The sequence below is a fragment of the Bacillus sp. ISL-45 genome, assembly GCF_018613195.1.
Taxonomy (GTDB): Bacteria; Bacillota; Bacilli; order Bacillales; family Cytobacillaceae; genus Mesobacillus.
In genome coordinates this window covers 47,312-59,418 of sequence record NZ_JAGGQQ010000009.1, presented here as the reverse complement: position 1 = coordinate 59,418, position 12,107 = coordinate 47,312, and the positions used below count along the sequence as shown (strand labels likewise).

The following is a 12,107-nucleotide window of genomic DNA, read 5'->3' as shown; positions in this document are numbered from 1 at the left end:
GCCACCCGGCTGTCTTTTTAACTGCTATAACGATATTTCTTTGTCCATGAATATAGCAATAAACCCAAAACTAACACTATTTGCAGCAAAAAGACAACCGAATCCCAAAAACGAATGCTGGTGATTGGTTCCAAGAATCCCGGAAGCATGATTTCGTTCACCGCGAAGATCATTTGCGGGATGTAATAGTAGGCGGTGATGATGAGTGTGAGCAGAATGCCTGCAAGGTAGAAATAGGCGTATCTGCGAACGAACTTCTCTTCTCCGGCGAAGGTCTCTGTTTCTGGCACTCTCAGAAAAGGCAGCCATTTCGCCAAGAAGTTGCGCCCATTTTCCATTAAATTATAACAGCCTGTTAAGTTTTCAATGACATAGTAAAGATCTGTCTTCATAAATACGGCAGTTTGGTAAATAAGACGGATAAACGTGTCCAGTACAACCAGCTTCAGCAATCCCATAGTTATGGTATTATCACTCGCAAAAAGCTGGGCTGCCAATGCCAGGAACAATACTGCAAGATCAAAATTCATCCCGGCAAGATAAAGCTTATTGCGCTTTTCAGCCGGCAATTTCCACACCTGGGACATATCTGTTTCCAGCACAACAAAAAACAAACGGTTACCCACTTCTATCTTTGCCGGCAAACCTTCCGAACGGACCGCAAGGACATGACCGAATTCGTGGAGGATTACAAGGAAGAAGCTAATCACAAGCAAGGCTAGGACATTTTGAAACATCAAATCAAACGCAAATAGATCCGAGTAGCGTGGGAATAAGTCCGGTTGGAACAGGATCAAAACTGTACTTGCCATAAATAAAAGGATGTACAACTTTGAACAGATTGAATTGAAGAAGAACTGGCCAAGGGTTTGTGGGATCCAGGTGAAGCCAGAATGCGTTTTTGAGGCTACGCATCTAATTATAGGTTCACCATTAATTTCGTTTACGAGTTCAAGTTCGATCAGTTGGTTTACAAACTCCAAAAAATTAATATCTTCGTCCGGAAACCCAGTAATCAAGGATTTCTCAATTTCCTCCATCGGTTTTCCCTGGTTGATTAACTCGATGGCAACAATGCAAACTCTCGGCATTTCGTAGAAGTTTCCCGTGGTTTCATCCTCAACAATATAGTGTTTTAATTCTTCACGAATTTTCAAGGGATTCAACGACACTTGAGTCTCATATGATATATTCATTAAACCACGCCTCAATTAGCTATTATAAGGGATGTAGTTACACCTACATCCCCTCCCGTTTATTACTTAAGGTCTAATCAAGCACCACCAGCAGGTAGTCCTTATTTTTTTTAACTTACGGATTTTCATAATGTCACCTCCTCTCTTAAAAAGGCTTTATTAAGAGGAAAGTTACTTTCCCATTCATATTTTTCGTGAAAAATAATCCACTCAGAAAAAACTTTTTTAAATAAATCTACCATCTCAGGGTCAAATTGAGTTCCTTTACCCTCGACTATACGTCTATAAGCTTCTTCTACAGGTAGGGCTGACCGATAAGATCGAGAAGATGTCATTGCATCAAAAGCATCTGCAATTGAGACAATTCTTGCTAGATAAGGAATTTCACTCCCCTTCAACTGATTAGGATATCCTTTACCATCCCATCTCTCATGATGAAATTTCACTATCTCTATATTGTTTCCAAGGCCACTTACATCTTTAATCGCCTCTGCACCAACTTTTGGATGTGTTTTAATAACCTCAAACTCTTCCTTAGTCAATTTTCCGGGCTTCATAAGTATAGAGTCTGGAATATTTACCTTTCCTATATCGTGCAACAGGCATGCATAATTAATTGAATTTAATTCTTCATTAGTAAACTTTCCAGTTTCTCGAGCTAATGAATTTGCGTAATGTGCAACCCTTTCACTATGGCCTCTGGTATAAGGATCTTTTAACTCAATTGTGGCAATTACCCCTTTTACAATTCCTTCTAGCTGATAATTATAAGATTTTTTAATAGCATCTATGTAACTTTGGAATCTCCTAAGTAGAATGTAAGCAATACCGCTTAAAACAATTACCAAAGTGACAGGTAAAATCGCTTGTACTGACTGAAGTAATACGCCGAAAAAAACATATTTAGTAACAAGCCCTGTCGTGACAACCACAAAAAATCGAGTATTAACAAAAAACGGTGAAAATAGCACTAATAATATCTCAACAGCGTTTCCACTCTGATATTCGAGGTTATCACCTGAAAATATCAACGATTCGTTTACAACCGAGATTAGAAGATATCCCACAACAAAGAAGTATTTGACTAGATATAATTTCTCTCTCTTCATTAGGTAGTAAGATAGTGGCAATAATAATAGCAAGCTAATATACATCCAAATATTAATTTCCCTAGGAAGAGTTAAGTCTATATTCTTATAGATCATATGATAAAAAACTTCATAAAAAGTATATATGAAATAAAAAAGTGCTAAAAACCATTTAACCGCTCGTTGTTCCTCATTGATAAGAGTTGGATCTTCTTTTTGTCTATACATATTTTATACCTCGCGAATCTCTGATTCTTCCCTTTATATTCATATCGCCTAAAATAAATGAAATTTAATAGGATAATTCCCTATCAACAAAACACAGGTCTTATTACCTATTCGCTTCCGCTAAAAATCGACATTTTTCTCCATTATAAACCAAAAGGACTATCTGAAAAATAGTCCTTTTGGTTTATTTATTTAAATATATTATTTTTTAAAAGTTATTAAAAATCATAAACAGGTAATTTTACTGTTATTGTCGTACCTTTGTTTAGCTCGCTTTCAATATTAAATATTCCGCTATGTTCTTCAATAATTTTTTTAGTAACCATCAAACCTAATCCATTACCATTTTCTTTGGTTGTATAGAATGGCTCACCGAGTTTTTGTAATTTAGCTGGTTCAATACCACATCCTTCATCCTGAACCGAAACAATAGCAAAACCATCCTCATTTTTTGAGGTTATTCTTACTGTGCCTCCTTCTGGCATTGATTCCATGGCATTCTTGATTAAATTGATGAATACCTGTTTCAATTGATTCCCATCACATAGTAAACCTGGCGAATCAATTAAATCCAGTTCAATGTCAATTTTCATTCTATCGGCATAAGGAACAATAACCACGAGAACATACTCAATGATTTCTCTCAAATTCCTAGTATTTTTTACGGCTGTATTAGGTTTTCCTAAGATCATGAGGTTCGTTACGATTGAATTAATTCTATCAATTTCACTTAGCATTATTGGGTAATAATGACCATCCTCTTTGTCTTTCTCCTGCTGAAGCTGCGTGAACCCTTTTAGGGAGGATAAAGGATTCTTAATCTCATGTGCAATTGCTGTTGCCATTTGGCCAATAGCTGCCAACTTCTCTTTTTGTCTCATATCCTCATATATAGATTTAATAGCTTTGATATATGACTGAAAACGGGTCAACAATATCCAGGCGATAGCTGCAATAAAAATAATTAATGCCATCGGAACCAATACTTTAGGAGATTGGAAGATTACTCCCATTACCATATATTTAACAAAAAAGCCAAGGGTCATGGTCCAAAAGAATCGTGCACTTACAAAAATTGGGGAGAAAAGAATAAAGTAGATTTCTAGTACATGGCCACTTTTGAATTCATGTGCGGTTCCCCAATAGATTAAGAAGTTATTAACAAAATCTATTAAAATAAAAGCAAAGAAATAAATATACTTCACTTTTTCTGGGTTACCCTTTGTAACCATATACATTGCTATAGGTAATAATGCAAAGAGAAAAATATGAAAGAAAAAGCCCATACCATGAGCAGGAAGTCCAATATCAGTTTCATTGAAAGATGGAATTAAATAGTAATATGAAAGATCATACGGCAGAAGAATGAGATAAAATATCCAAAGAAAGAACTTTACTGCTTTTACTTCTTCATATACTAAAACCGAATTTTTTTCGATTGGATCCATACGAATCTCCTTATATCTGAAAACTTGATAGCCTTATTATATCAGGATGTGTCACATCTTGTTATAATTTGTCTCATTGTGCAATGTATTTTTAATAAATATTTTTTATAGATGGAAAGAAATCTTTTATGACAGGAAAATGGACCAGGCTTGAATGCCTGGTCCAAAGTGGTTATGCGGTTTCGCTTAGGTTGTATTCGTTAAGTATTCCTTCTAGTTTGAGTGCGAGCCCCATGCTGCCCTGGATTTTCAACTTTCCTGTCATGAAGGCGGCTGTGCCGTTGAGCTTGCCCATGATCATCTTTTTGAAGTTTTTATCTGACAGCTTCAGGGTACAATCTGGTGTTGCTTCAGTTCCTTCAACTACACGGGCAGTTCCATTTGTAATCAGCAATTGGAATGTTCCGATGTCATCACCAGTGATGTCATATTGATAGACCGTATTCATGCCTTGAATCGGCTCAGGCCTTTCTCTCATTACCCTTTCGATCTCCTGCCATACTTCTCTGACCGACTTATTTTCCAACATCTTCGCCACCCCTATCAACCTATTTATTTCCATCATACCTGACGGAAGTCCCAAGTGACAATCCGAAACCGCACGGATAATCTGTAATTTCCCTATATTCAACGGATTGACTTTATCCTAACTGCCCGTACTTGCGAAGGCTTTGAGGCCTCTGTTCCAAAATGCATAAGCAAGGACACAGCAAACAATTGCTGCAACCGGGGTCCAGAGCGCAAATTCCTTGTATCCGGACTTGTCGATAAAATAGGCCGCCGGATAGAATGCCGTGAAACCGTAAGGAATGATCCATGTCAGGAACATGCGGATTCCTTTGTGATAGATGGTCAGCGGGTATCTCGCAAAGTCACTCAGGTTAAAGACTGCCCAGACAATCGGCAGGCTGTCGATCATCCAGAAGCTGAATGTCGCAAAAAATAGATTGATCGCCACAAAAATCAGCCCGGACGAGATGATCATAATGACCAGCATGGCGATTTCTACCGCTCCCCAGACAAGATCAAGCTGCGGAATTGCCGTTCCCAGGATGATCAATCCGATGATCAGCTGGCCAAAACCGTCCTGGTGCAAACGGTCCGCAACGACATGGAACAACGGATTGACCGGCCTGATCAGCAAACGGTCCAACTTCCCCGGCCTGATATACTGCCAGCCGAGCGTCCATAAATTATCAAAGAAAATCTGGTGGATCGAACGGCCCGTTGCCGCAATTCCGTAAATGAACAATATCTCGTAAAATGACCAGCCATTGATCTGCTCGATATGGTCGAACACTATTTTCACAAAAAAGATCGAAGCGAACTGCTCCAGCATAACCGAGGCGACACCGATCAGAAAGTCGATCCTGTACTCCATCATCACCTTCATATGGCTCTTCGCAAACTCCCAATATAATCTCGTATAACGACGCATTGAATCGCCTCCTAACCTCCAAAAATCGTAATCTGTTTGATCGCCTGCGACCAGATTACCCTTACCAAAACATATAATGAAATAAGCCAGAACAACTGGACTCCTAGTGCCATGTAAACTTCTGTTCCGCTAATCAATCCGGAATAAATCGAGACCGGCAGATACACCATCGCCTGAAACGGCAGGAATTCAGTGATCGTTCTGAGCCAATCCGGGAAAAGCGTAATTGGCACTAGCGCCCCTGAGAAAAAGGTGATCAGCGATTCCTTCAGAACCCTTACTCCCCAGACATTGACTGTCCAGAACGCGAGGACACCAACGAGGAAATCGAAGAACGTACCGATCCAGATTCCCACCATCGCACTCACTATGAATAGCAAAATGGTCTCGGGTGATTCTGGGAAGCTAAGGTCCATAAAGAAGTAAGCTACCAAGATCATCGGAATCGTTCCCTGAATCAAGTACATGATTTTCTCTCCAATATCAACCGCAAACATTTTAAAAATCATATCGTAAGGACGCATCAGCTCGATTGCAACCTGCCCCTCCTTGATATTCTCGGCAAGCTCATTCCCGACTCCGCCGACAAAACCCTGAAGCAGCATCGCAATCACGATATACGTCAGCATCGTTTCCAGATTAATGTTTTCGATCGTCGTCTGGTTTGCGTAGACCGCCTGCCAAAAGAAGTAAATAATTAACAGCTTCATCACCGAAGAAACGGTCCCGGCCCAGTACCAGGCCGAATAGGCAGTATTCTCCTGCATCCGCCCTTTAGCTATTTGCCAATACTTTCTCATGCTATCCCCCCTGTTCCTGCTTGTTGTACAGCTCCTCTACGATCGTCTCGATCTTAGGGTCCGCAATATTCAAATCGCCAATTTCATACATGCTCATCATTTCCGAAATGACAAACGAGCTTTTAACAGTCTCATGGTCAAACGATAAGCTAACCTTTGTTTCTTCTTCGTTCGTTAATACTTCTGCCTGGCCGATGAGGGACGCAGGCAGTACGAACTTTTCCTTATCCGGCAGCTCAAAATGGATTACCCGCTGCTGGCCAAATTGCTTTTTAATCTGATCCAGCCCTCCGTCGTATAGAATTGTACCGCCATCAATGATGATGATCCGGTCACAAATTTCCTCAATATCCTGCATGTCATGTGTAGTCAGCAGCACTGTTGTGCCCCAGCGCTGATTCATTTCCTTAATAAATTTGCGGATTTTTACTTTAACTGCAATATCCAAACCAATCGTCGGCTCATCAAGGTAAACAACTTTAGGCCTGTGAAGAAAAGCCGCAGCCAGTTCACAGCGCATTTTTTGCCCAAGCGAAAGCTGTCTGACCGGAATACCCAGCAAGGGCTCCAGGTTCAAGACCTTCGTAAACATGGCGACTGTTTCCTGATACTCCTGCTCCGGAATCTCGTAAATATGTTTTAACAGATTATAAGATTCACGAACTGGTATATCCCAGAACAGCTGCGTTCTCTGCCCGAAGACCGCCCCGATATTGACAGCGTTCTTCTGCCGGTTTTCATACGGCACCAGCCCATTCACCGTCACCTTTCCCGAAGTCGGTGTCAGAATTCCCGTCAGCATCTTGATCGTCGTCGACTTGCCCGCACCATTCGCACCAATATAGCCAACCGTCTCACCCTGCTCAATGGTAAAATTAATCCCCTTCACCGCATGCTTCATCTCATACTTCCGGTTAAAAAGCGACTTGATTGCACCCTTAAGACCTGGGTCACGCTTCACCAATTTATATTCCTTTTTCAAATTCTCAACTGTAATCACAATATCACTCTCCAAGAACATACATTCGATTTTTAGGCACAAAAAAACCACAGACATCCCAGTCCGTGGTTACGCAGTTATTTTAACATGACAAAAATAAGCGCTACTACACACAATACAGGCAGGCCGAAGTTAAAAAATATGAAATTGATTTAGTTGATAGATTACGATCAATCATTTCGACTGCCTCCTTTAGATTTAAATACTTTCATATTGTACCTGCAAAAGAAAAATTTGGCAATATTATAATGAAAAATAAATGGTGCCTGATTTTACTCAGGCACCGTGAACTTGTTTGTTATTAAACTTTAAATAAGTGATTAATTCTTCAAGGGTTTCAAAGTGTCCGGTTGTACCAAATTTATGGAATATATTCATCTTTCGCAGTATGCTGCCAAGATCAAGGTCGTTACCGACTAGATAAAGATTCTGCCCCCGTTCTTTCAACTGGTCTTTGAGCTGCAGCAGAAGCAGTGCACCAGATGCATCAACAACCGTTACTTTTTCTATATCTATAACAATATCAGGACTGCTATCCGAGCTGATTGTTTTGGTTATGAGCTCTGTAGCCCCAAAGTAAAGCGGGCCTTCCAAGCTATATACCTTTAAACCATTATCATTTTTACTATTAATCTTGAAGCCTTCCTCACTCATCCGCTTCATGAAAATCAGCGCGCTCATCACAATTCCGACACCGACGGCAACCATAAGGTCAATAGCTACTGTTAAAATCATCGTCACCAGCATCACTGCAGCGTCTGTACGAGGCTCATCCTTGAGAATTTTCAAGCTGTCATAATCGAACATCGTGATTCCGGTCATGATTAAAATCCCCGCTAGGACTGCGAGTGGAATTTCTTCTGCAAGTGGTCCGAATACTAGCATGAACAGCAGTAAGGCGACGCTATGGACCATCGCTGAAAGAGCAGTCTGTCCACCACTTCGCAAATTGACAACAGACCTGACTGTCGCTCCGGCACCCGGCATCGCGCCGAACAAACCGGCAAGAGTGTTACCTATCCCCTGGCCAATTAATTCTTTATTGCTTTTGTGCTTTGAACCTGTCATATTGTCCATGACAACCGATGTCAGCAATGAGTCAATTGATCCAAGAACCGCGATGCTTAACGCTGCTGGAATCAGTTGGATGATGACACCCAAGTCGGCAATTGGCAGATGGAATTGCGGGAGCCCTTTTGGAATCTCGCCAATCCTTTCTGTGCTGTCGAAGAAAATAAAGTCGTTGATGAATGGCAATGTGAAATGGACCGCAGGCAGTACTTTTTCCAAAAGGATTACCGCCACTGTTCCTAAAATCAGCGCCATCAAGCTTGGCGGGATAATCTTAATCCACCTCATTGCAAACAGCATAAAAACAATCGTCAACAGCACGACTAAAAAGCTGCCCGTCACATACTGCAGCTGCCCCATGATAATGATGATGGCGATCCCATTCATAAAACCGCTGACTACCGGCAAGGGAATGAATTTCAAGTAATTGCCCGCTTTAAGTAACCCAAATACAATTTGAAATAGACCGCCCATAAACGCGGCAATGCACGCATACTCCAGCCCCTGCGTCGCCACAATCCCAGTAAAGATAATCGTGATCGGTCCAGTCGGTCCAGTCACCTGTCCCTTCGTTCCGCCAAACAAAGCAGCAAAAAAACCAGTAATGATAGCACCATACAAACCAATGATGGCACCATCCGAATTACCCGTCGCCTGCATCCCAAAAGCCAACGCAAGCGGCAGCGCAACAACCGAAACCGTAATCCCGGCCAAGAGCTCACGCTTCAAAGTTTGAAACATGAATGATACGCCTTCTTTCTTATACATTTATAAGAAAATTATACGCCTGTTAGAGCGATATTGAATATGAAATAAATAAAAATTTGTGGAACTTTTCAAGTTGGAGCTATCAAAAGACGAGGACAAGCCAGAAAACATGCATGAAGACAACTGCAGTATAAGCTGCTGATGCAAAAATTGTGATGCCCTTGATAAATGAAGACTGAGGGACTACTTTAAAAAGAACAAATAATAAAAGGAAAATTGACAGAGTGACTTTTATGAGGATGAATATAAAGGGATTGATTTCATACACAGCTTGCATAAACGGATTCAGTTCAGAGATAAAAGAATTCTTTAAGCCGATCCAAGTTACCGCAGCGTCAAATAGATTAAGGATAATTAGATAATGGAAGAGTAATGTCAAAGGAATCACCTCAAAGAACTAGTTAGAGCGATATTGTTTCATAGTATTCCCAAACAAAAGGGATAGTTAACCTTACATTAGTTAATCAAGATAAACTAATTAAGGCCTTGAAGTAAAAAACTACAGGCCTTAATCAGTTATCGCGGCGGCTTCTTCTGCGGTTGAGTAAAAGCAGAACGCTTCCTCCGCCCAATAAAACTCCGCCAACAAGAAGTAAATTATAATTATTAGTAGCCGTATTCGGCAGTCGGTTAACATCCTTAGGAATCACAACAACATCTTTAACATCTGGGTTCCCAGTATCAGGCTTCGTTGGATTTTTACCAGGTACAGGTGATTCGTTATCTTCAGGATCCCCTGGATTTTCGCCTGGCGGTTCACAACCATCCTGATCCGGATTCTGCTCACAATTAGGCGGCTGTTCACAACCCGGTTGAGTTGCATCCTCCTCGCAGCTCGGCGGCTGTTCACATCCTGGCTGACTTGGGTCTTCCTCACAGCTTGGCGGCTGCTCACACCCTGGCTGACTTGGGTTTTCCTCACAGCTTGGTGGCTGTTCGCATCCCGGCTGGCTTGGATTTTCTTCACAGCTTGGTGGCTGTTCGCAACCTACCTGCGATGGATCTTCCTCGCAACTTGGGGGAGTATCGGTAATTCCCTCAGCATAGAAAATGATTTCAAATTCAGCAGCAGAACCCTGAAACTCATTACCTAGCTCGTAAGGCATAGTTACTTGGAAAAATAAAGTTTCCTGCGCACCCTTAGATAACACACGTGGATTAAGACCTTTGAAATCTTTAAGCTTTCCGTCGAAGAGGACATGGGTGTCTTTTTTGACCAAAAGCAAAAGTTCCTCAAGCAGACCTTTGTAGGACTTCGTTTCACCAACCTGTGCTGTGTATTTGAAATCTTGTTTGCCATCGTTTTTAACAACCAGATCGCGTGGCATCCAGTCGCCAGGTTTGATGTTAGAAACCTTAAACAGATAGCCATTTGGGGTGATGTTGATGTCAATTTCTTTTGTATTGGCACTGACAGAAGTTATAGTAAAAATGAAAAGAATCAACGTTAAGATGAAAAGCTTTAGGGGTTTAAAAAGCCACTTATTATTTTTCATGGCATACCTCTCTTGTTTAATCCAGCTACTGAAACATTGTTAATAGGTGAGTAATCAAAAGGTGGGTATTACCCACCTTTTGATTGTTCAATTATGGTCTTGTTACTTCCTCATTATTACGTGTACCCGGATTCGATGTATCATTTCCATCTACATCACCTGTATCGTTACCATCAATCTTTCTACCCTCCCATTGTGTAGCCTCAAACTGGAATCCAAGATTAATGCTATCTCCCTGGTATACGTTTTGAGTGTATTCTCCACGGGCATCTTTTGATGAATCATTAATCATAGAAATAACAATTTCAACTACTTCATAATCTCTTGGGTTAGCTGGTAGCCCATTCCAATTAGGTTGAGTGGTATTAGTAGGTGCTAAGTTAATTCGAGTAACTTTCCCATCAGCATCGAGTTCTCTTTCTATTCCAGTTGGAATATTCTCACCGGTAACTAAATCCTTTAAAGTTACATTGTGAGCTTTTGTAATCATGTTAAACTGTGGACCAGGACTTCCTCCTTCTACACCAGTTCTAAATACTTCTACTGCAAATTGGGCAAGAAAATCCAATTGACTATTGTCTGTTGCACCATGTGTTCCAACATACTCATTAATCCCCTGGGTAAAGCCGCTTGGTAAAACATCCAACCATACTTGTTTGATAGCTAAAGAGCCATCATTGGAGATTTTAAATTTACGTGTAAATTGATCTCCTGGTTTTAAATTTGAAAGATTAAAATTTGTAAGCACTCCATCCTCTGCTGTGTTTAGACCTAAGTTAAGCGTACCTGCAGCCAAAGAATTCGTAGTGTTCTCTACATCGTTGAATGCAGCCCAAGTTCCACCACCGATTAAAGATAATCCTAGTGCTGCCGATGCTGCACTTAAACCTAATTTTTTCTTAATACTCATATTTTCTCCTCCTAGTTTCCCCTCTTATTAGAGGTATGTAATTTTATATTGAATCCTATAAAAGGATAGCAACCGCTACATTGACTTATTAATTCCCTGTTCTGCTTCTATTGCTCTTTGTTCTATTTCTTTGAAAACCTTTCGAATAGTGAGTGCTGAATATCCCAGAAAAAATAGCCCTGGAATAATCAAGAAAAATATTGCACCTTTTGATGATCCAGCGAAATTCATTAAATATCCTAAGTAAGGTATTGTTATACCCGTATATTTAGCTACAATATTTTCATGCAATAACGCATTCATATCAGCATGCTTATTATTATCACCTTTTGTTTGGTACATTAGCTTTCCGTCTTTTTGTATTACATCTTTAATCCGATGAGTTATAAGACTATATGGACCAGATTTAAAAGTAACGACATCACCTTTTTTTAGAGACTCAGAATTCGCAGTCTTTTTTACAACTATAATGGAACCAGTTTGGAATGTAGGTTCCATTGATCCTGATAATACTGTTTTTAACTGATATCCCAAAAATTGGGGTTCCCCACCAGATATTTTTGTTGAGACAACTATATATATCATTAGAATTAGTAGTAAAAACAGGATTGTTGTAATTAAGTTACTCATTATTTTTCTGGCTTTTTTAATATTCATAGATTTC

General features: G+C 40.3%; 12 protein-coding genes. All 12 read right to left on the bottom strand.

What is annotated here, in order from left to right; all coding sequences use genetic code 11:
• Positions 1 to 17: 17 nt before the first annotated feature.
• The gene (locus J7E35_RS12465; protein WP_214780189.1) at positions 18 to 1,196 is read right to left on the bottom strand and encodes a hypothetical protein; all 1,179 of its coding nucleotides are present in this window, start codon (positions 1,194 to 1,196) and stop codon (positions 18 to 20) included.
• Between the two features lie 125 nt (positions 1,197 to 1,321).
• A complete protein-coding gene (locus tag J7E35_RS12460; RefSeq protein WP_214780187.1) occupies positions 1,322 to 2,512 on the bottom strand; it encodes an HD-GYP domain-containing protein in 1,191 nt (396 codons plus the stop codon).
• Positions 2,513 to 2,730: 218 nt separating this feature from the next.
• The gene (locus J7E35_RS12455; RefSeq protein ID WP_214780185.1) at positions 2,731 to 3,960 is read right to left on the bottom strand and encodes an ATP-binding protein; all 1,230 of its coding nucleotides are present in this window, start codon (positions 3,958 to 3,960) and stop codon (positions 2,731 to 2,733) included.
• Positions 3,961 to 4,132: 172 nt separating this feature from the next.
• Entirely contained in the window at positions 4,133 to 4,489 is a 357-nt protein-coding gene (locus J7E35_RS12450; protein ID WP_251040936.1) for an SCP2 sterol-binding domain-containing protein, read from the bottom strand.
• A gap of 117 nt (positions 4,490 to 4,606) precedes the next feature.
• Positions 4,607 to 5,398: an ABC transporter permease gene (locus tag J7E35_RS12445; protein ID WP_214780181.1), complete on the bottom strand. Its 792-nt coding sequence runs from the start codon at positions 5,396 to 5,398 to the stop codon at positions 4,607 to 4,609.
• A gap of 11 nt (positions 5,399 to 5,409) precedes the next feature.
• Complete coding sequence (locus tag J7E35_RS12440) at positions 5,410 to 6,198, bottom strand: ABC transporter permease (protein WP_214780179.1); 789 nt, start codon at positions 6,196 to 6,198, stop codon at positions 5,410 to 5,412.
• Position 6,199: 1 nt separating this feature from the next.
• The gene (locus tag J7E35_RS12435) at positions 6,200 to 7,198 is read right to left on the bottom strand and encodes an ABC transporter ATP-binding protein (RefSeq protein WP_214780625.1); all 999 of its coding nucleotides are present in this window, start codon (positions 7,196 to 7,198) and stop codon (positions 6,200 to 6,202) included.
• A gap of 276 nt (positions 7,199 to 7,474) precedes the next feature.
• The gene (locus J7E35_RS12430) at positions 7,475 to 9,037 is read right to left on the bottom strand and encodes a SulP family inorganic anion transporter (protein ID WP_214780178.1); all 1,563 of its coding nucleotides are present in this window, start codon (positions 9,035 to 9,037) and stop codon (positions 7,475 to 7,477) included.
• 82 nt (positions 9,038 to 9,119) lie between these two features.
• Positions 9,120 to 9,416, bottom strand: coding sequence for a DUF5658 family protein (locus J7E35_RS12425; RefSeq protein ID WP_214780177.1), 297 nt, complete (start codon positions 9,414 to 9,416; stop codon positions 9,120 to 9,122).
• Between the two features lie 133 nt (positions 9,417 to 9,549).
• Entirely contained in the window at positions 9,550 to 10,533 is a 984-nt protein-coding gene (locus tag J7E35_RS23490; RefSeq protein WP_214780176.1) for an LPXTG cell wall anchor domain-containing protein, read from the bottom strand.
• 91 nt (positions 10,534 to 10,624) lie between these two features.
• Positions 10,625 to 11,443 (bottom strand): TasA family protein, encoded by an 819-nt coding sequence (locus tag J7E35_RS12415; protein WP_214780175.1) that lies wholly within the window; start codon positions 11,441 to 11,443, stop codon positions 10,625 to 10,627.
• Between the two features lie 75 nt (positions 11,444 to 11,518).
• Positions 11,519 to 12,100 carry a signal peptidase I SipW gene (gene sipW, locus J7E35_RS12410; RefSeq protein WP_251040932.1) on the bottom strand — a complete coding sequence of 194 codons (582 nt, stop codon included), beginning with the start codon at positions 12,098 to 12,100 and terminating at the stop codon, positions 11,519 to 11,521.
• Positions 12,101 to 12,107: the final 7 nt, after the last annotated feature.